20 protein-coding genes are annotated in these 18,340 nt (G+C 71.3%); 4 read left to right on the forward strand and 16 right to left on the reverse strand.

The annotated features are described in order from the left end of the window. Nucleotides 1-204 precede the first annotated feature (204 nt). Genes AB1K54_RS10470 through AB1K54_RS10480 form a run of 3 tightly spaced genes read left to right on the forward strand, consistent with a single transcriptional unit; the run spans nucleotide 205 to nucleotide 1,896 of the window. Complete coding sequence (locus AB1K54_RS10470; RefSeq protein WP_371202688.1) at nucleotides 205-786, forward strand: GNAT family N-acetyltransferase; 582 nt, start codon at nucleotides 205-207, stop codon at nucleotides 784-786. Nucleotides 787-841: 55 nt separating this feature from the next. Then, nucleotides 842-1,540, forward strand: a complete 699-nt coding sequence (locus tag AB1K54_RS10475) for a lysoplasmalogenase family protein (protein ID WP_371202689.1) — start codon at nucleotides 842-844, stop codon at nucleotides 1,538-1,540. Continuing rightward, nucleotides 1,537-1,896, forward strand: coding sequence for an RNA-binding S4 domain-containing protein (locus AB1K54_RS10480; RefSeq protein ID WP_371202690.1), 360 nt, complete (start codon nucleotides 1,537-1,539; stop codon nucleotides 1,894-1,896). The genes AB1K54_RS10475 and AB1K54_RS10480 overlap by 4 nt, the downstream gene beginning before the upstream one ends. A gap of 22 nt (nucleotides 1,897-1,918) precedes the next feature. On the opposite strand, the gene AB1K54_RS10485 is transcribed toward AB1K54_RS10480, so the two are convergent. Beyond that, nucleotides 1,919-2,821, reverse strand: a complete 903-nt coding sequence (locus AB1K54_RS10485; RefSeq protein WP_371202691.1) for an NUDIX domain-containing protein — start codon at nucleotides 2,819-2,821, stop codon at nucleotides 1,919-1,921. Between the two features lie 139 nt (nucleotides 2,822-2,960). On the opposite strand from AB1K54_RS10485, the gene AB1K54_RS10490 reads away from it, so the two are divergent. Then, a complete protein-coding gene (locus AB1K54_RS10490; protein ID WP_371202692.1) occupies nucleotides 2,961-3,410 on the forward strand; it encodes a GNAT family N-acetyltransferase in 450 nt (149 codons plus the stop codon). A 20-nt stretch (nucleotides 3,411-3,430) separates the two neighbouring features. Here AB1K54_RS10490 and der read toward each other — a convergent pair whose 3' ends face one another. The 15 genes from der to AB1K54_RS10565 all read right to left on the reverse strand — a co-directional run bounded on the left by der (nucleotide 3,431) and on the right by AB1K54_RS10565 (nucleotide 18,149). After that, complete coding sequence (gene der / locus AB1K54_RS10495; protein ID WP_371202693.1) at nucleotides 3,431-4,954, reverse strand: ribosome biogenesis GTPase Der; 1,524 nt, start codon at nucleotides 4,952-4,954, stop codon at nucleotides 3,431-3,433. After that, nucleotides 4,944-5,705, reverse strand: coding sequence for a (d)CMP kinase (gene cmk / locus AB1K54_RS10500; protein WP_371202694.1), 762 nt, complete (start codon nucleotides 5,703-5,705; stop codon nucleotides 4,944-4,946). Before cmk ends, der begins: the two co-directional genes overlap by 11 nt. Continuing rightward, on the reverse strand, nucleotides 5,698-6,828 hold the full coding sequence (locus AB1K54_RS10505) for a prephenate dehydrogenase (protein ID WP_371202695.1): 1,131 nt from the start codon (nucleotides 6,826-6,828) through the stop codon (nucleotides 5,698-5,700). Before AB1K54_RS10505 ends, cmk begins: the two co-directional genes overlap by 8 nt. Then, complete coding sequence (locus tag AB1K54_RS10510) at nucleotides 6,825-7,640, reverse strand: pseudouridine synthase (protein ID WP_371202696.1); 816 nt, start codon at nucleotides 7,638-7,640, stop codon at nucleotides 6,825-6,827. The genes AB1K54_RS10505 and AB1K54_RS10510 overlap by 4 nt, the downstream gene beginning before the upstream one ends. Nucleotides 7,641-7,719: 79 nt before the next feature. After that, on the reverse strand, nucleotides 7,720-8,334 hold the full coding sequence (gene scpB, locus AB1K54_RS10515; protein ID WP_371202697.1) for an SMC-Scp complex subunit ScpB: 615 nt from the start codon (nucleotides 8,332-8,334) through the stop codon (nucleotides 7,720-7,722). Then, nucleotides 8,324-9,178 carry a ScpA family protein gene (locus AB1K54_RS10520; RefSeq protein ID WP_371202698.1) on the reverse strand — a complete coding sequence of 285 codons (855 nt, stop codon included), beginning with the start codon at nucleotides 9,176-9,178 and terminating at the stop codon, nucleotides 8,324-8,326. The genes scpB and AB1K54_RS10520 overlap by 11 nt, the downstream gene beginning before the upstream one ends. Continuing rightward, a complete protein-coding gene (locus tag AB1K54_RS10525) occupies nucleotides 9,162-10,052 on the reverse strand; it encodes a ParA family protein (RefSeq protein WP_371202699.1) in 891 nt (296 codons plus the stop codon). The genes AB1K54_RS10520 and AB1K54_RS10525 overlap by 17 nt, the downstream gene beginning before the upstream one ends. 117 nt (nucleotides 10,053-10,169) lie before the next feature. Then, nucleotides 10,170-11,093: a site-specific tyrosine recombinase XerD gene (gene xerD, locus AB1K54_RS10530; protein ID WP_371202700.1), complete on the reverse strand. Its 924-nt coding sequence runs from the start codon at nucleotides 11,091-11,093 to the stop codon at nucleotides 10,170-10,172. Between the two features lies 1 nt (nucleotide 11,094). Then, on the reverse strand, nucleotides 11,095-11,673 hold the full coding sequence (locus AB1K54_RS10535) for an NUDIX domain-containing protein (protein ID WP_371202701.1): 579 nt from the start codon (nucleotides 11,671-11,673) through the stop codon (nucleotides 11,095-11,097). Further along, nucleotides 11,666-13,366 (reverse strand): CTP synthase, encoded by a 1,701-nt coding sequence (locus AB1K54_RS10540; protein WP_371202702.1) that lies wholly within the window; start codon nucleotides 13,364-13,366, stop codon nucleotides 11,666-11,668. The genes AB1K54_RS10535 and AB1K54_RS10540 overlap by 8 nt, the downstream gene beginning before the upstream one ends. A gap of 17 nt (nucleotides 13,367-13,383) precedes the next feature. After that, complete coding sequence (gene recN / locus AB1K54_RS10545; RefSeq protein WP_371202703.1) at nucleotides 13,384-15,129, reverse strand: DNA repair protein RecN; 1,746 nt, start codon at nucleotides 15,127-15,129, stop codon at nucleotides 13,384-13,386. Next, nucleotides 15,126-16,091, reverse strand: a complete 966-nt coding sequence (locus AB1K54_RS10550; RefSeq protein WP_371202704.1) for an NAD kinase — start codon at nucleotides 16,089-16,091, stop codon at nucleotides 15,126-15,128. Before AB1K54_RS10550 ends, recN begins: the two co-directional genes overlap by 4 nt. Beyond that, complete coding sequence (locus tag AB1K54_RS10555) at nucleotides 16,088-16,888, reverse strand: TlyA family RNA methyltransferase (protein ID WP_371202705.1); 801 nt, start codon at nucleotides 16,886-16,888, stop codon at nucleotides 16,088-16,090. Before AB1K54_RS10555 ends, AB1K54_RS10550 begins: the two co-directional genes overlap by 4 nt. Beyond that, entirely contained in the window at nucleotides 16,885-17,073 is a 189-nt protein-coding gene (locus tag AB1K54_RS10560) for a hypothetical protein (RefSeq protein WP_371202706.1), read from the reverse strand. Before AB1K54_RS10560 ends, AB1K54_RS10555 begins: the two co-directional genes overlap by 4 nt. A gap of 41 nt (nucleotides 17,074-17,114) precedes the next feature. After that, nucleotides 17,115-18,149, reverse strand: a complete 1,035-nt coding sequence (locus tag AB1K54_RS10565) for an HAD-IIA family hydrolase (RefSeq protein ID WP_371202707.1) — start codon at nucleotides 18,147-18,149, stop codon at nucleotides 17,115-17,117. Nucleotides 18,150-18,340 lie beyond the last annotated feature (191 nt).

Below are 18,340 nucleotides of genomic sequence, written 5' to 3' on the forward strand. Positions count from 1 at the left end.
TCACTTTTTCGGGCTGCTGGAGGTTGAACCCACTTAACCCCCAGTCAAGTGCGCTACCAAGCTGCGCCACATCCCGATGCCCCCGCCGTGGCGCGGACAACTCCCCTATCCTACCCGGTTCGCGAGGCGGTCGCGAACCGAGCGCGGCCCGGGCGTGGCATCCGCCTCTGTCGCATGTCGGATGCCCCGGCTACCGTCGCTCGTATGCCTCAGATCGAGATCGTCCCGGCCACAGCCGACCGCTTCGACGCCACTGAGAGCGTGCTGCGCGGGGGCGGCGACGGGCGCAGCTGCCAATGCCAGTGGTGGATGCTGACCGCCAGCGCGTTCGACGCGTCGACGCAGGCCGAGCGCGAAGCGATGCTGCGAGAGCAGCACGCCGAACAGCTTGCGCCGGGACTCATCGCGTACGTCGACGGCGAGCCCGCCGGCTGGGTGAAGGTCGCCCCGCGCACTCGCCAACCGCGCCTGGCTCGCACGCGCGCGTTCGCGGCGCAGTCGCCTGAGCCGTTCGACGATCCCGCTGTGTGGGCGGTCAGCTGCTTCTCGGTGCGGCGCGAATACCGCGGGCAGGGTCTCAACTCCGCGCTTCTGGGCGCCGCCGTCGCCCACGCGAAGAAGCACGGGGCGCGCTACATCGAGGGCTATGCGATCGACACCGAGGCCGCCCAGAAGGTGTCGTCGAACGACCTGTATCACGGCGCGCTGTCCACGTTCGAGTCGGCCGGGTTCCATGAGATCTCCCGCGACAAGCCCACGCGGGTCGTCGTCGGCCTGACCGTATGAAACTGATTCCCGGGCGTGCGACGATGGAGCGTCCGTCGTCTCGATGAGGAGAGCAATGAAGCACCCCTGGATCGCCTTCGTCCCATATGCCGCCGTGTCGATCGTGCACGTCGGCGCGCTCGCCGTCGGGGCCGACGCAGTGGCCGGGCCCACGAAGCTCGCGCTGATGCCGCTGCTCGCGCTCGGCGTCGTGCTCGTCGTGGGGCGCGCAGGGCGGCGGGGCCTCGTCCTTGCCCTCCTGCTGACGGCGATCGCGCTGTCGTGGCTCGGCGACGGGGCCGCGGTGTTCTTCCCCTTCGCGCCGACGCTGCCGATGATGCTGCTGTGCTTCGGGCTTGCGCACCTCTGCTACATCTGGCTGTTCGGGCGCCGCCTGGCCGTGCGCCGCGTGCCATGGTGGGCGCTCGTCTACGCGGTGTGGTGGGTCGGCGTCCTCGTCGTGCTGTGGCCGCACCTCGGCGACCTGTCGATCGCCGTCGCCGTCTACGGCCTCGTGCTCGGCGGCACGGCGGTCGCGGCATCCCGCTGCCACCCGCTCATCGCATGGGGCGGCGCGGTGTTTCTCAGCTCCGACACGATCCTCGCGTTCCGCATCTTCCTTCCCGACGCCATGCCCGACTGGACGAGCCCGCTCGTCATGGTCACCTACACGGTCGGCCAGTGCCTGCTCGCGGTCGGCGCGATCATCGCCCTGCGCGCGGCCGCCGCGCGCTCCGCCGACGAGAGCGCGCCCGTCGCCGCCACGATCGCATGAGCGGCACGGCACGCGTCGACGCCTGGCTCTGGGCGATCCGCGTGTACAAGACCCGCACCGCGGCGACCGACGCATGCCGCGCGGGGCATGTGCGCGTGAACGGCGAACGGGCAAAGCCCGCGCAACCGGTCCGACCGGGCGACGAACTGCGGGTGCGCATCCACGGGTTCGACCGCATCCTCGTCGTCCGGCAGCCGATCGCGAAGCGGGTCGGGGCGGCGCTGGTCGCGGCATCCGTCGAAGATCGCACGCCCGAGCGCGATCCCACCCCCGTGATCGCGCAGCGCGACCGCGGCGCCGGGCGCCCCACCAAGCGCGAACGCCGCGAGATCGATCGCTTCCGCGGGCGGGAGTGACCGCGGGGCGAGCCGAACGCAGCTACGGCAGCAGGTCGAGCAGCCAGCGCGCGCCGCGGGCGGTGGCTCGGGCATCCGTCACTCGCTGCGCCAGTTCGCGATCGCTCGTGACGACGGTCACCGCGCGCCCTGCGGCCACGAGGCGCCTCGCCTCGTGGACGATGCGATCGTCGCCGGATGCCTCGGCCCGCACGACCTCGACACCGTCGCCGCCGTCCGCCACGGCCTTCGCCTGCCCCTCCACTACGACCGTCCACTCGGGGAACCACGTGTCGGCTCCGAGGCCGAGCGCCGAGGCGGCAACCCCCGCCGCACCCCGCGCACGCACCCGGTCGATCAGTCGCTGCGCCGCGCCCGCTCGATCCTTCCACCAGCCGTCGGGCACCGACCCGACGACGTTTGCGGCGTCGACGATGACGGCGGGGCGCACCTCGAGCAATCCGCGAAGCTGCTCCCACGACGCGGCGAACCCCGGGTGGAGCGCGAAGGACCCGATCTCGTCGACGGGCACCCACGCGAGCTCGACGCTCTCGGGGTCCGAGATCATCGGCTCGAACGGCTCGACGACCTCGCCCACGAGGGTCGTGTACGACCAGTAGCCGAGATCGAACACGCTCGCGAAGCGGGCCCGCACCGCGGCATCCGGAACCCCCGCCTCTTCGGCGGCCTCGCGCAGCGCGCCGTCGCGGGCGGACTCGCCTTCGTGCCGCGCACCTCCGGGCAGCGCCCACGTGCCCCCGAAGTGGCTCCACGACACGCGGTGCTGCAGCAGCACGCCGCGTGCGGGATCGAACGCGAGCAGCCCCGCCGCGCCGAACCGGCCCCAGTAGCGTTCGCCGGTCGGCGCCACCACCCACGCGTCGCCCGGGTCGCGTGGACCGAACGGGCGCCGCGGCTCTTCAGGTGCGGGAGGTTCGATCGTCACCCGCCCAGCCTTGCACACACCCCCGCGGTGCCCGGCGAACCGCTCCGCTTCGTGACACACGACGAGACAGAGCCGCTGGCCGGACGGTGGCCTGCTCCCCCGCCGCGCACGGTCGCGCCGTGCCTGGCACGATGACCCGATGGAGTACGAACTCGACGACGATCCGGCCCGCATCCAGCCCGACGTCGTGTGGAACTGGCTGTCGACCGATGCCTACTGGGGCCGCTGGCGCACGCGTGCCGACGTCGAGGCCCAGCTCGCCTCGGCCTGGCGCGTGGTCGGCGCGTACCGCGCAGACACCGGCGCGCAGGTCGGCTTCGCCCGCGCGGTCTCAGACGGCGTGGGCTTCGCGCACCTCGCCGACGTCTTTGTGCTCGCAGAGCACCGCGGAGCCGCGCTCGGCAAGCGGCTCATCCGCCGCATGATCGACGAAGGCCCCGGCCGCGGGTTTCGGTGGGTGCTGTTCACCGCCGACGCGCACGGGCTGTATCGACAGTTCGGGTTCGCAGAGCCCGATGCCACGGCGATGGTCCGGCCTGCGGCCGCCGGATCGAGTGCCGCCGGAGGCGGTGTGTCGAGATCATCCTGAACCGGCAGCCGCCGAGTGGACTACCGCTGCTTGCGCTCGCGCACCCGCATGTTGATGACGATCGGCGTGCCCTCGAAGCCGAACAGCTCGCGCAGGCGCCGCTGGATGAACCGGCGGTAGCCCGGGTCGAGGAATCCGGTCGTGAACAGCACGAAGGTCGGCGGACGCGTCGCCGCCTGCGTGCCGAACAGGATGCGCGGCTGCTTGCCGCCGCGCACCGGGTGCGGGTGCTCGGCGACCAGTTCGGACAGGAACGCGTTGAACTTTCCGGTCGGAATCCGCTGATCCCACGATGCGAGCGCGGTCTCTAGCGCGGGCACGAGCTTGTCGAGGTGACGGCCCGTGCGCGCCGAGATGTTGACGCGCGGCGCCCACGCGACGTGCGCGAGGTCCTGCTCGATCTCGCGCTCGAGGTAGCGGCGGCGGTCCATTCCGTCCATGTCGGGGTCGTTCAGGCGATCCCACTTGTTGAACGCGAGCACGAGCGCGCGCCCGGATTCGAGCACGAGGTCGATGATCCGCACGTCCTGCTCGCTGATCGGCTCGCTCACGTCGAGCACGACGACGGCGACCTCGGCCTTCTCGAGCGCGGTCGAGGTGCGCAGTGACGCGTAGAAGTCGGCGCCCTGCTGCAGATGCACGCGGCGACGGATGCCGGCGGTGTCGACGAACCGCCACAGCTTGCCGCCGACCTCCACGACCTCGTCGACCGGGTCACGGGTGGTGCCGGCCAGTTCGTTGACGACGACGCGCTCCTGGCCGGCGGCCTTGTTCAGCAGCGACGACTTGCCCACGTTCGGCCGACCCAGGATCGCGACGCGACGCGGTCCGCCGATCTCCTGCTTGGCGACGGCCGACACCTCGGGCAGCACCTTCATGATCTCGTCCAGCAGGTCCGCGACTCCGCGGCCGTGGATCGCCGACACCGGGTACGGCTCGCCCAGACCCAGATTCCACAGCGCCGCAGCCTCGGGCTCCTGCCGCGAGTCGTCGATCTTGTTCGCCACGACGAACACGGGCTTGCCGCTCTTGCGCAGCAGCCTCACGACGTGCTCGTCGGTGGAGGTCGCGCCCACCATCGCGTCCACGACGAACAGCACGACATCCGACAGGTCGATCGCGACCTCGGCCTGCAGCGCCACCGAGCGGTCGATGCCCTTGGCGTCGGGCTCCCATCCGCCGGTGTCCACGAGCGAGAAGCGGCGATCCATCCACTCGGCCTTGTATGTGACACGGTCGCGCGTGACACCGGGGGTGTCTTCGACGACGGCCTCGCGGCGCCCCAGAATGCGGTTCACCAGCGCCGACTTGCCCACGTTCGGCCGCCCGACGATCGCGACCACCGGCAGCGCCGGAAGATACTCGACGCCGTCTTCGCCGAGCCCGAGCCCCTCGAGCAGTTCGGCGTCCTCGGCATCCAGGTCGTAGTCGGCCAGCGACGCGCGGAGCGTCGACGCTCGCTGCTCGGCGAGCTGCTCATCGATTCCCGCCATCTTCTCGGCGAGCTGGTCAGGACCGCCCTCGTACTCGTCCTCAGCGCCCATCGCGGGCCCCCTTCACGGTTTCGCCTCGTTCGGCGGGCGCACAGCCCGCTCCTGCGGGCTGTGCGCCCGCGAGTTCTGCGTGCACGACGTCGAGCACAGCCTCGACGGTCTGTGCGAAGTCGAGGTCGGTCGAGTCGACGACGGTGACCCCCGGCGCGGCCGACAGGAAGTCGACCACTTTCGAATCGGATGCGTCGCGCCTGCGCAGGGCGTCGGCGACGGATGCCGCATCCTCGCTCGTCAGCTCCGCGCTGCGTCGCGCGGCCCGCACCTCGGGCGCCGCCGTCAGCAGGATCCGCACCGGCGCATCCGGCGCGACCACCGTCGTGATGTCGCGGCCCTCGACGACGACCCCGGGCCGGCCGGATCCTGTCACCAGCGCCCGGAACAGGGCGTTGACCGACTGACGCACGGCGGGAACGCGGGCGACGCCGGACACAGCATCCGACACCCGCGGCTCACGGATCGCGGCCGTGACATCCGTCTGGCCCACGCGCACCCAGAAGCCATCGGGGTCGAGCGAGATCGCATAGTCGAAGTCGTCCAGGCCCGCCTCGACAGCAGCGGCGTCGGCGGTCGAGCCGCCGCGGGAGAGCACGTGCCACGCCAGTGCGCGGTAGGCCGCGCCGGTGTCGAGGAATCCGAAGCCGAGGCGGCGTGCGGCCTCCTTCGAGACGCTCGACTTGCCGCTTCCGGCGGGCCCGTCGATCGCGACGATCACAGTCTCGGGGTTCGTCGACGGGTCAGTCATTGGTGGTGCTCGCAATCTTCCAGCCGCGGGTCTCGAGGCCCTCCACGGCACGAACCACCGCGCCGGGCACGACACTGATCTCGGCGAGCCCGAACTGGGCGCCGGGCGAGTGCTCCAGACGCAGGTCCTCGACGTTCACGTCCAGCTCCCCGAGCTCGCCGAACAGGCGCCCGAGCTGGCCCGGGGTGTCGTCGACCATCACGACGACCTGCTCGAACCGGCGGTTCTGCCCGTGCTTGCCGGGCAGGCGCTCCACCCCGACGTTGCCGCGGCGGATCGTGTCGGCGACGGCGCGTCGGGCGCCGGGCGCCTCCGGGGCGCGCAACGCGCTGGCAACCGACGACAGGTCGGCCGCGAGCGCGTCGAGCACGTCGACCACGGGATCGGCGTTCGCGCCGAGGATCTGCACCCACAGCTCGGGGGCCGATGCCGCGATGCGCGTCGTGTCGCGCACCCCCTGCCCCGCAAGGCGCATCGCACCGTCGGGCGCGTCGACGAAACGCGCGGCGAGCAGGCTCGCGACCAGCTGCGGCACGTGCGAGACGAGCGCGACACCGCGGTCGTGGTCGTCGGGGGTCATCTCGATCGGGGTGGCGCCGAGGTCGAGCGCGAGGTCTTCGACGATCGCGAGGTCGGCTGCGGGTGTGTCGCCGTCGCGGCAGATGACCCACGGGCGCCCCACGAAGATGTCGGATCGCGCCGAGATCGCTCCCCCGCGCTCGCGCCCGGCCAGCGGGTGCGAGCCGATGTAGTGGGTTCGGTCGACGCCGCGCTCCTGAAGGATGCGCAGCGGCTCGAGCTTGACGCTCGCCACGTCGGTGACGGTCGCACGCGGGTGGCTGGCCAGTTCGTGCTGGATGACGTCGGCCGTGACATCCGGCGGCACGGCCACGACCACCAGGACCGGGTCGTCATCGACGCGGCAGGCGCGCCCGGCGCCGTAGTCGATCGCGAGGCGCAGCTGCGACGGCGACGCGTCGTGCAGGGCGACGTCCACGCCGAGCGCGGTCAGCGCGTGGCCGATGCTCGAACCGAGCAGGCCTGCGCCGACGATGCGCACGGTGCCCTGTACGCGGGCCGCGAGGGTCGCGCCCGCACGCGTCGATCCAACGGAATCGGTCACTCGATCTCCTGAGTATTCCGCGCCCCTGGGTTCTGGTCTGGGGCCGGATCTGAACGGCGCGCGAGAGTCAGAAGCGCACCACGTTCCACTTTAGTCAACTCGCGCGCCGCTCCGACTGGGAGGGTTCCCAGGTGCAGCGGGCCGAACTGCCGCCGCACGAGCTCTGTGACCGGATGCCCCACCCCGGCCATCATCCGCCGCACGATGCGGTTGCGGCCCGAGTGCAGGGTCAGCTCGACGAGCGAGCTTCCGGCCCCGCGGCCGCCTGCGGCCGAGGCATCCAGCAGCCGGGCCTTGTCGGCCGCGATCGGGCCGTCCTCCAGTTCGATCCCCCGCGTCAGCTTCGCGATGGTCTGCGGCGTGACGCGCCCGTCGACCTTCGCGATGTACACCTTCGTGACGCCGAACGACGGGTGGGCGAGCACATGCGCGAGCTCGCCGTCGTTCGTGAGCACGAGCAGGCCGCTGGTGTCGGCGTCCAGTCGCCCCACGTTGTACAGGCGCTCGGGCCAGTCCTTCGTGAAGCGCCGCAGGTCGGGGCGTCCGCGTTCGTCGCTCATCGTGCTGACGACACCGGTCGGCTTGTTGAGCATGACGTAGCGCTTGGACTGGTCCAGCTGGATGGCGGTGCCGTCGACGTCGATGAGGTCGACGGCGGGGTCGACGCGCGAGCCCAGTTCGGTGACGACTTCGCCGTTCACCCGCACGCGGCCCTCGACGATGTACTGCTCTGCCACGCGCCGCGAGGCGACTCCCGCGTTCGCGAGCGCCTTCTGCAGACGCACGGTGCTGCTCTGGTCGGCGTCGGTCATGTCTGCTCCCTTCCGGGCATCGTCCACGGCCGCGCACCACCCGGCTGCACCGCAGCACGGGAGCTGACCTGCGCTCCTGTCATCGCACTCCTCCTCCGAGTCCGTCCGCCCCGCCCACCTCGTCGGCGCCGTCGAGCAGCGGCGAGATGAGCGGCAGCTCGTCGAGCGAGTTGATCCCGAGGTTGACCAGCAGAGCGTCGGTCGTGCCGTAGTTGATCGCGCCGGTCTCGGCATCGGTGAACAGCTCCGTGATCAGCCCCCGAGACAACAGCGTGCGCACCACGGAGTCGACATTGACGGCGCGGATGGATGCCACCTGCCCGCGCGTGATGGGCTGCTTGTACGCGATGACCGCCAGCGTCTCGAGCGCCGCCTGGGACAGCCGCGACGGCGCCTGACTGTTCACGAACTCGCTCACGACGTCGTCGTGCTCCTCGCGCACGTACAGCCGCCATCCGCCGCCGACCTCGCGCAGCTCGAACCCGCGGCGGGGGCCGCCCGCGAGCCCGTCGTAGTCCTCCACCAGCCCCTCGATGGCCTGACGCACCGCCGCCACCGGCGCCGCGACCGCCGCCGCGAGGCTCACCAGGCTCTGCGGCTCGTCGACGATGAGCAGGATCGCCTCCAGGCGGCGCGCGACATCCGTCGTCGACGGCGGCGCATCGGATGCCACGGGCACACGGTCATCGGTCATAGTCGGCCCCCAGGGTCGCAAGGTTCTCATCGGACCACCGCTCGGCGGTCCAGCGCAGGGTCAGTTCGCCCAGTGGCTCGAGCTGCTCGAACGACAGCGCGGCGTGGCGGTACAGCTCGAGCACCGAGAGAAATCGCGCCACCACCACCCCCGGCTGCCCCGCCCCCGCGATCAGCTCGCGGAAGGTCAGGCTGCCGGCATCCCGCAGCACAGTCACCACGATCGCAGCCTGCTCGCGAATGCTCACCAGGGGCGCGTGCAGGTGGTCGAGTCCGACGTGCGGGATCTCCTTCGGCGTCATCGCGATCACCGCGAGCGCGGCGAAGTCTTCGGCGCTGAGCGTCCACACCAGCTCCGGCACGGCCCGGCGGTACTTTTCGTCGAGCCGCACCGACCGCGTGTGCCGCGTGTCCTCCCGCCGGATCGACCGCTCGAACCACGCCGAGACCTCTTTGAACGCGCGGTACTGCAGCAGCCGCGCGAAAAGCAGGTCGCGCGCCTCGAGGAGCGCCACCGACTCGGCATCCACCAGTTCGCCCTGCGGCAGGAGTCCCGCGACCTTCATGTCGAGCAGGGTCGCAGCCACCACCAGGAACTCGGATGCCTCGTCCAGCTCCTCATCCGGGCCGAGCTCACGCAGATACGCGATGAAGTCGTTCGTCACCAGCGACAGCGCGATCTCGGTGATGTCGAGCTCGTGCTTCGAGATGAGCGTCAGGAGCAGATCGAACGGCCCGTCGAAGTTCGACAGCGAGACGCGGAAACCCGCCTCTGCGTCGACCGCAGGCGTCTGGTCGCGCAGCGTTCGAGGGACGACCGACTGCTCGTCAGGCGACGGCACCACGCGCGACCAGCTCCCGCGCCAGCCGCAGGTACGCCTGTGCGGCCGCGTGCTCGGGCGCGAACTCGGTGATGGGAACGCCCGAGACGGAGGCATCCGGGAACTTCACCGTACGGCCGATCACGGTCTCGAGCACATCGTCGCCGAATGCGTCGACCACGCGCTCGAGCACCTCGCGCGAGTGGAGCGTGCGCGGGTCGTACATCGTCGCGAGCAGGCCGTCGAGCGTGATCGTGGGATTCAGCCGGTCGCGCACCTTGTCGATCGTCTCGATGAGCAGGGCGACGCCGCGCAGCGCGAAGAACTCGCACTCGAGCGGAATCACCACGCCGTGGCTCGCCGTGAGCGCGTTGACCGTCAGAAGGCCCAGCGACGGCTGGCAGTCGATCAGGATGACGTCGTACTCGGCCGACACCTTGCGCAGCACCCGCGCGAGGGTCTGCTCGCGGGCGACCTCGTTCACGAGATGCACCTCGGCGGCAGACAGGTCGATGTTGGCCGGCAGCAGGTCCAGGTTCTCGGTGCCGGTGGGCACGATCACCTCACGCGGATCGGTGCGGATGTCCAGCAGCAGGTCGTAGATCGTGGGGATCTCGTGCGTCTGCACGCCGAGGCCCGCCGACAGCGCCCCCTGCGGGTCGAAGTCGACGGCGAGCACCTTGCGCCCGTAGCCGGCCAATGCTGCGGCGAGGTTGATCGTGGTGGTCGTCTTACCGACGCCGCCCTTCTGGTTGCACAGCGAGATGATGCGGGCGGGACCGTGTTCGTCGAGCGCAGGCGGCGTCGGGAACCCGTGATAAGGACGACCGGTCGGGCCGATCGGCTCCCCGTCTGCCTGCGGGGCCTTCGCCGTGCCCTTCGTCGCGCTGCCAGCCACCGAGTCTCCTGCTCTCACACGTTGCTTGCTCGATTGTAGCCACCGCGCGCGGGGACGAAAGGATGCCGCGCCCCGGGTCGGCCCCTTGCGGGTCCGGGCGCTTGGCCGGCCCGCGCCTCACAGCGCGCGCGGATGCGACGTCGCGTACACGTCGCGCAGCGCCTCGATCGACACGTGCGTGTAGATCTGGGTCGTGGCGACCGAGGCGTGGCCGAGCAGCTCCTGCACCACCCGCACGTCAGCGCCGCCCTGCAGCAGATGCGTCGCGAAGGAGTGCCGCAGCGTGTGCGGCGAGACGTGGGCGGTCAGCTGCGCGCGCTCGGCGGCGCGCTGGATCACCAGCCATGCGCTCTGCCGCGACAGCGGCGCGCCCCGCACGCCCAGGAACAGCTTCGACGTCGCACGCCCGCGCCGCGAGAGCTCGGGCCTGGCCCGGATGAGATACGCGTCCACGGCCGTCCGCGCGTAGGAGCCGACGGGAACGATCCTCTCCTTGGCGCCCTTCCCGCGCACCCGCAGCAGGTCGCCCTGCACGACGTCGTCGACATCCAGCCCGACCGCCTCCGACACGCGGGCCCCGGTGGCGTAGAGCAGCTCCAGCAGCGCGCGGTCGCGCAGCGGCACGAGGTCGGCGTCGCTCGCGGCGCCGGGGGCCGGCCCCGCGGCATCCAGCAGCGATTCGACCTGCTCGATCGTGAGCGCCTTCGGCAGCCGCCTGGACGCCTTCGGCGGCCGCAGCCGCCCGCTCGGGTCGTCGGCCTCGATGCCCTCCCGCGCGAGAAAGCGGTGCAGACCCCGCACCGACGACTGCAGCCGTGCCAGACTCGCCGCCGCCGGCGCGGGCACCGCGGCGGCGCGCTCGGCCGCGAAGGCGGTCACGAGCTCCTGCGTGACGTCTGCAGAATCACGGATGCCGCGTCCCGCGAGCCAGGCGAGGTAGGTGGCCAGGTCGCGGCGATACGCCCCGACGGTGTGCTCCGACAGGCCGCGCTCCACCGAGATGTGACGCAGGTACACGTCGACGGCCCGGTCGAGTCTCACCTCACGATTGTGACCGTCGCAGACGCTCGGCGGCGGCCAGCACGCCGATCGCGAGGATGCCGTTGCGCAGGCGCCCCTCGAGCACCCCGGTCACCGCATCCGCCAGCGGCACCCACTCCACGCGGATGTCGGCCTCCTCGGCCTCGCGCTCGTGCGCGTGCGCGAGCGGTGTGAGACCGCGGGCCAGGAACAGGTGCACGACTTCGTCGTTGCCGCCCGGCGTCGTGAAGGCGCTCACCAGAGGCACCCATTCGGATGCCTCGAGGTCGGCCTCTTCGGCCAGTTCGCGGCGCGCGGCCTCGAGCGGCGACTCGCCCTCGACGTCGAGCAGCCCCGCGGGGATCTCCCAGTCGCGGCAGCGGATCGGATGCCGGTACTGCTGGATCAGCAGCACGCGTTCCTCCTCGTCCAGCGCGACGATCGCCGAGGCGCCGGGGTGGTCGACGTACTGACGCTGGAGCTCGGCGGCGCCGTAGCGGAAGGTGTCGTTGCGCACATCCCACACGCGCCCCTGGTACACCAGGTCGGTGGCGACGACCTCTGGTGCGAACGGCTCGTCGCGCAGCATCCCCTCAGTCATTCTCGACGTCGAACAGCTCGCTGGAGCGGTGACGCTCGATCGCCGCGCCGATCAGCCCGCGAAAGAGCGGGTGCGGCGCGGTCGGGCGCGAGCGCAGCTCGGGGTGGGCCTGGGTCGCGATGTAGAACGGGTGCACATCGCGCGGCAGCTCGACGTACTCGACCAGGTTGCGGTCGGGCGACAGGCCCGAGAAGACCAGGCCCGCCTCGGCCAGCTGGTCGCGATAGCGGTTGTTGACCTCGTAGCGGTGCCGGTGGCGCTCGGAGGCCGACGCCGAGCCGTACAGCTCGGCGGCGAGCGACCCCTCGGCCAGGTCGGCCTGGTACAGGCCCAGGCGCATGGTGCCACCCAGGTCGCCGTGGTCGAGGATGTCGACCTGCTCGGCCATCGTCGCGACCACGGGGAACTCGGTGTCGGGGTCGAACTCGCTCGAGGACGCCCCGGCCAGGCCCGCCTTCTGCCGCGCGTACTCGATGACCATGCACTGCAGGCCCAGGCAGATGCCCAGCGTCGGGATGCCCTGCTCGCGGGCGAAGCGGAGTGCGCCGAGTTTGCCCTCGATGCCTCGGATGCCGAAGCCGCCCGGAACCACGATGCCGTCGATCTCGCCGAGCGCCTTCGCCGCGCCTTCAGGCGTCTCGCACACGTCGGACGGGATCCACGTCACAGTGACCTTCGCCTCGTGTGCGAACCCGCCTGCCTTGAGCGCCTCAGTGACGCTCAGGTACGCGTCGGGCAGGTCGATGTACTTGCCGACCAGGCCGATCGTGACCTCGTGCTTGGGGTTGTGCACGGCCTGGAGCACTTTTGACCAGCGGGACCAGTCGACTCCGGCGGCCTTCGCGATGCCGAGCGTGCGCACGATGTACGCGTCGAGGCCCTGCTCGTTGAGCATCGTCGGAATGTCGTAGATGCTCGGCACGTCGATCGCGTTGACGACGGCGTCCTCGTCGACGTCGCACATCAGCGCGATCTTGCGCTTGTTCGACTCGGTGACGGGACGGTCGCTGCGCAGCACGAGAGCGTCGGGCTGGATGCCGATCGACCGCAGCGCGGCGACGGAGTGCTGCGTGGGCTTTGTCTTCTGCTCGCCCGACGCGCCCATGTACGGCACGAGCGACACGTGCACGAAGAACACGTTCGTTCGGCCGAGTTCGTGACGGATCTGACGCGCGGCCTCGATGAAGGGCTGCGACTCGATGTCGCCGACCGTGCCGCCGATCTCGGTGATGATGACGTCGGGACGCGGTTCCTCGGTGGCCTGCAGGCGCATGCGTCGCTTGATCTCGTCGGTGATGTGCGGGATGACCTGCACGGTGTCGCCGAGGTACTCGCCGCGGCGCTCGCGGGCGATCACCTGCGAATAGATCTGCCCCGTGGTGACGTTGGCGGCCTGGCTCAGCTCGATGTCGAGGAAGCGCTCGTAGTGACCGATGTCGAGATCGGTCTCGGCGCCGTCGTCCGTGACGAAGACCTCGCCGTGCTGGAACGGGTTCATCGTGCCCGGATCGACGTTGAGATACGGGTCGAGCTTCTGCATGACCACGCGAAGTCCTCGCGCGGTGAGCAGGTTGCCGAGGCTTGCGGCGGTCAGACCCTTGCCCAACGAAGAAACGACACCGCCGGTCACGAAGATGTGCTTGGTGGTGTCGTTCGAAGTGGTTCCGTAAGCGTCTGAGTCAGAAGTCTGCATCACGGGCTTCAATCCTATCAGCGGGTTCGTGCGGCCGGCTGGGAACTGGCACCGCCGCGGCGCGTTGCGCCGTCGGCGGCGATCTCGAGGAGCTCGCGTGCGTGCGCGAGGGCGTGCTCGGAGTCGCCGAGCCCGGACAGCAGCCGAGCCATCTCGGTGACGCGCTCGTCGCCGTGCACCCGTGCGACGCTCGAGGCGGTGATCGCGCCGTCGCTCGCCTTGACGACGGTGAGATGGTTGTCGGCGAACGCGGCGACCTGGGCGAGGTGGGTCACCGCGATGACCTGGCTCGACTGCGCGAGGCGTGCCAGGCGTCGCCCCACCTCGATCGCGGCCGCGCCGCCGATGCCGGCGTCGACCTCGTCGAACACGAAAGTGGGCACCGGGTCGGTGCCGGCGATCACGACCTCGATCGCGAGCATCACGCGGCTGAGCTCGCCGCCTGAGGCTCCGCGCGACACCGGGCGCGGATCGGATCCCGGGTGCGGCGCCAGCAGGATCGCGACCTCGTCGCGCCCCGCGGCCGTCTCGGCGCCGGGCGACACCGTGACGACGACCCGGGCGTCGGGCATCGCCAGCTCGCGCAGTTCGGCCGTGACGGCGGCGCTGAGCCTCTCGGCCGCGGCAGTGCGCTGTGCGGTGAGCGCGGCGGCCGTCTCATCGAGAGCGGATGCCGCGACCTCGCGCTCGGCCGCCAGTCGCTCCACGCGATCGTCGTCGTCGTCGAGTTCGGCCAGGCGCGCCGACCCGGAATCCAGCAGTGCGATCGCGGCCTCGAGCGACCCGTGCGCGCGGACGAGCCCTCCGAGCACGGCACGCCGTTCCTCCACCGCCGCCAGCTCGTGCGGGCCGGCCTGGTCGAGGTCGGCCAGGTACGAGGCCAGGGACCCGGCGAGGTCGGCGACCCGGTACCCGAGGTCGGCCGACTGCTCGGCGAGCGCGGCCAGCGCGGCATCCTGATCGGCGGCACGCTCGAGGGCCCGGCGGGCCTCCCCCACGAGCGCGACGACATCCGGACCGTCGCCGTCGCCCGCCGAGAGCGCCTCATGGGCGGTCGAGGCGGCCACCCGCAGGTCTTCGGCGTGCGCGAGCCGTTCGGCGCGCGCGGCGAGCTCGGCGTCCTCGCCGGGCTGGGGGGCCGCCCGCTCGATCTCGTCGATCGCCGCACGCAGGTCTGCCGCCTCACGTGCGCGGGCGTCGCGCTCTGCGGTGAGCGTCGTGAGCTCGTGCTCGACGCGCCGCCAGCGCTCGTAGGCGTCGCGATACGCGGCCAGGGGCTCGGCGACTTCGTGCCCGCCGAATCGGTCGAGCGCGTCGCGCTGCGCCGTCGCGGACTTCAACCTCAGCTGGTCGGACTGCCCATGCACCACGACCAGTTCGTCGGCGAGGTCGGCGAGGACTCCCGCGGGCGCCGAGCGCCCCCCGACCGAGGCGCGGCTGCGGCCCTCGCTCGAGATCGTGCGCCCGACGAACAGTTCGGCGAGGCCCTCGCCCGCCGGCTCCAACTCGCCGCCCGCGTCGCGCACCCGATCGGCGACGGTGCCCTCCTCGGGCACGATCCACACCCCGTCGACGACGGCCTGCGCCGCGCCCGACCGCACCGACCCGGAGTCCGCGCGCTCGCCCATGAGCAGACCGAGCCCGGTCACGACCATCGTCTTGCCCGCGCCCGTCTCGCCCGTGATCGCGGTGAATCCGCGCCCGATGGGCAGCACGGCCTCGGCGATCACGCCGAGGTCGCGCAGGCGCATCTCTTCGATCACGATCCGTCACCCGCTTCGTCGCGCGCGGTGCGCAGCGTTCCCGTCGTGATCGCGGACGGACCGCGCCAGCCCTCGACGGGCAGATGGAACTTGCGCACGAGCCGGTCGGTGAACAGGCCCAGGTGCAGCCGCGCCAGTCGCACCGGGCGATCGGAGCGCTGCACGACCACGCGCGCGCCCGGCGGCAGGTCGAACGAACGGCGGCCGTCGCACCACACGATGCCCTGCGTGCTCGCCCGCTCGAGCAGTTCGATCGCGACGGTCTGATCGGGGCCGATGACCAGGGGCCGCGCGAACAGGGCGTGCGCCGACAGCGGCACCACCGCAATGGCCTCCACGTTCGGCCAGATGATCGGCCCGCCCGCCGAGAAGCTGTAGGCCGTCGAGCCGGTGGGCGTCGAGACGACGACGCCGTCGCAGCCGAAGCTCGACAGGGGACGGCCGTTGACCTCCATGACGACCTCGAGCAGGCGCTCGCGACTGGCCTTCTCGACGGAGGCCTCGTTGAGCGCCCACGTCTCGTACAGGGGTGCGTTGCGTGAGTCCTTCACCTGCACCCGCAGCGCCAGGCGCTCCTCGACGGTGTACTCACGCGCGATCACCCGGCGGACTGCTTCGTCCATGTCGTCGCGCTCGCTCTCGGCGAGGAAGCCGACGTGGCCGAGGTTGATGCCCAGCACCGGCGCGCTACCGTCGCGGACCAGTTCGGCGGCGCGCAGGATCGTGCCGTCGCCGCCCAGCACGATCGCCAGCTCGATTCCGGTGACCGGCACGTCGGTGCCCAGCACCGCGACGTCGTCGAGGCCCGCCTCGGAAGAGATGAGCTGCGCGTGGTCGTCGGCGGACAGCACGGGCCGCGCACCCGCCGCCCGCAGCGCCGCGACGACCCGCTGGGCGGCCTCGACCGTGTCCGGGCGCAGGGCGTGCACCACCACGAGGATGCTGCGATCAGCCTGTGTCATGCGCTCCCCGCCAGTTCGTTCACCGAGTCCAACCATTCTGTCGGATTGCCGCCGCGTCCCGGCGCGAGATGCACGAGGAACTCGGCATTGCCGTGCGTGCCGACGATCGGGGAGGAGATGACGCCGATGGTGCCCAGGCCCAGATCCCACGCCGCCCACAGCACCGTCGTGACGGCGTCCGCGCGCAGCGCGGCATCCTTCACCAGCCCTTCGCGCACGCCCGTGCGGCCGACCTCGAACTGCGGCTTGACCAGCAGCACGATGTCGGCGCCGTCGCCCGCGACCTCGCGCACCGCCGGCAGCACGTGCGTGAGCGAGATGAACGACAGGTCGCCGGTGACCACCTGGGGCGCCGCGCCGATGCCGCTGGCCGCCGCCAGCGCGCCGCGGGTCATGTCGCGCACGTTGAATCCCTCGATCGAGATCACCCCGGGGTCCGATTCGACCGATGCCGCCAGCTGGCCGTGCCCGACGTCGACTGCGATCACCGGCTCAGCGCCCCGCTCGCGCAGCACCTGCGTGAACCCGCCGGTCGACGCGCCCATGTCGAGGGCGAGTCGCCCCGCCACCTCGACGCCGAACGCGTCGAGCGCCGCGAGCAGCTTGTGCGCGGCGCGGCTGACGTAGTGGTCGCCGCCGGAGACTTCGATCACCGCGTCGTCGCCGACCTGGGTCGCGGCCTTGACGACTCCCCGTCCGTCGACGGTGACCATCCCGGCCGAGATCAGAGCGGCCGCGTGGGTCCTCGAACGCGCGAGCCCGCGGGCGGCGAGTGCCGCATCGAGCCGCATCGTCATGGACGCGCGTCCGTCGGCCCCGATTCGAGGCGCTTCGCGAGCGCGTCGAGGAGCGCTTCGTACCCCGCGGCCCGGGCGGCGAGGGGCTGCCCCTCGATCACCTCGAGCGCCGACAGCAGATCGTCGTCGTCGGGTGCGACCGACGCCGTGGTCACCTCAGCAGGGACATCCGACGGCTGGTCCATGCCCTCAGGATACTTGGAGGGCCGGACACCGCCGCGGAGCGTCACGGCCGATGGAACGGATCCGCGTAGAGCAGCTCGGGCACGCGGAAGCCGAAGATCGCACGACCGGTGTCCCAGATCGCCTTCGCACCGGCACGCAGCAGATCGATCTGCTCGCCTGTCGAGAGGATCTCGACATCGGCGCCGTCGACGCGCACGCGCGCGCCTCGCACGGTCACGACGCCGTCGACGACGGTCGCGACCGGGTAGGGCTGCTCCAGCTCACGCAGGTCGCCGAGGATGAACCCCGGCCGGGATCCCGCCGGCGCCGCCAGCACATGCTTGGGTCGGTCGACGCCGGTGAGCACGAGGGCCGAAGCGATGCCCGCGCGATTGGCGCCGAGGATGTCGGTGTCCAGGCGATCTCCGAGGAAGAGCGGATGCCTCGCCCCGAAGCGTGCGACGGCCTCTTCGAAGATCGGGATCTCGGGCTTGCCCGCGACCGTGGCCAGTCGCCCGACCGCGGTGTGCACGGCAGAGACGAGGGTGCCGTTCCCGGGCGCGATGCCGCGGGACTGCGGGATCGTCCAGTCGGTGTTCGTCGCGATCCAGGGGATGCCGCCCTCTTCTTCCGGCACCTTGAGGGCGAACGCGGCTTCCGCCAGCTGCAGCCAGCCGACCTCGGGTGCGAAGCCCTGTACGACAGCCGCCGGGGAGTCCTCGGCGCTGCGGGTCACCCGGAAGCCTGCCTTCTCGACTTCGACGACCAGGCCCTCTCCCCCGACCACGAGCACGGTCGACCCGGCAGGGATCCGCTCGGCGAGCAGGCGCATCGCCGCCTGCGGGCTCGTGACGACCTCTTCCGGCGCCGTGGGCAGGCCCAGTTGCGCGAGATGCTCCGCCACTGAGGAATCGGTGCGGGAGGCGTTGTTCGTGATGTACACGAGCCGCCGGCCGGGCCGGGCCCGGTTGAGGGCTTCGACCGCGTGCGGAAGGGCGCCCGCGCCGGCGTACACGACGCCGTCGAGGTCGCTCATGATGAGGTCGACGCCGTCCAGCGGCGTGGTCTCGACGGCTCTGCGCGAGAAGATGCCCATCAGAGCGCGCCCCTGAAGTGGCGAATGAGAGAAAGGATGCCGCCGCCCACCGGTTCTCCAATCGGGACGTTAACCGCGAATGGCCACCCGGTGGGGGTGGCCATTCGTGTTAAGGGGGTGTCCGGCGGTGTCCTACTCTCCCACAGGGTCTCCCCTGCAGTACCATCGGCGCTGAGAGGCTTAGCTTCCGG

The organism is Microbacterium sp. BWT-B31, from assembly GCF_041379855.1.
GTDB lineage: Bacteria > Actinomycetota > Actinomycetes > Actinomycetales > Microbacteriaceae > Microbacterium.

Excerpts from the sequence above, each read along its gene's own strand:
- AB1K54_RS10555 (WP_371202705.1), bottom strand. The coding sequence starts at position 16,888 with ATGACGATGCGGCTCGATGCGGCACTCGCCGCCCGCGGGCTCGCGCGT.
- der (WP_371202693.1), bottom strand. The coding sequence starts at position 4,954 with ATGGGCGCTGAGGACGAGTACGAGGGCGGTCCTGACCAGCTCGCCGAG.
- AB1K54_RS10510 (WP_371202696.1), bottom strand. The coding sequence starts at position 7,640 with ATGACCGACGCCGACCAGAGCAGCACCGTGCGTCTGCAGAAGGCGCTC.
- AB1K54_RS10560 (WP_371202706.1), bottom strand. The coding sequence starts at position 17,073 with ATGGACCAGCCGTCGGATGTCCCTGCTGAGGTGACCACGGCGTCGGTC.
- AB1K54_RS10550 (WP_371202704.1), bottom strand. The coding sequence starts at position 16,091 with ATGACACAGGCTGATCGCAGCATCCTCGTGGTGGTGCACGCCCTGCGC.
- AB1K54_RS10565 (WP_371202707.1), bottom strand. The coding sequence starts at position 18,149 with ATGGGCATCTTCTCGCGCAGAGCCGTCGAGACCACGCCGCTGGACGGC.
- AB1K54_RS10475 (WP_371202689.1), top strand. The coding sequence starts at position 842 with ATGAAGCACCCCTGGATCGCCTTCGTCCCATATGCCGCCGTGTCGATC.
- AB1K54_RS10490 (WP_371202692.1), top strand. The coding sequence starts at position 2,961 with ATGGAGTACGAACTCGACGACGATCCGGCCCGCATCCAGCCCGACGTC.
- AB1K54_RS10535 (WP_371202701.1), bottom strand. The coding sequence starts at position 11,673 with ATGACTGAGGGGATGCTGCGCGACGAGCCGTTCGCACCAGAGGTCGTC.
- AB1K54_RS10540 (WP_371202702.1), bottom strand. The coding sequence starts at position 13,366 with ATGCAGACTTCTGACTCAGACGCTTACGGAACCACTTCGAACGACACC.
- AB1K54_RS10470 (WP_371202688.1), top strand. The coding sequence starts at position 205 with ATGCCTCAGATCGAGATCGTCCCGGCCACAGCCGACCGCTTCGACGCC.
- scpB (WP_371202697.1), bottom strand. The coding sequence starts at position 8,334 with ATGACCGATGACCGTGTGCCCGTGGCATCCGATGCGCCGCCGTCGACG.
- AB1K54_RS10480 (WP_371202690.1), top strand. The coding sequence starts at position 1,537 with ATGAGCGGCACGGCACGCGTCGACGCCTGGCTCTGGGCGATCCGCGTG.
- cmk (WP_371202694.1), bottom strand. The coding sequence starts at position 5,705 with ATGACTGACCCGTCGACGAACCCCGAGACTGTGATCGTCGCGATCGAC.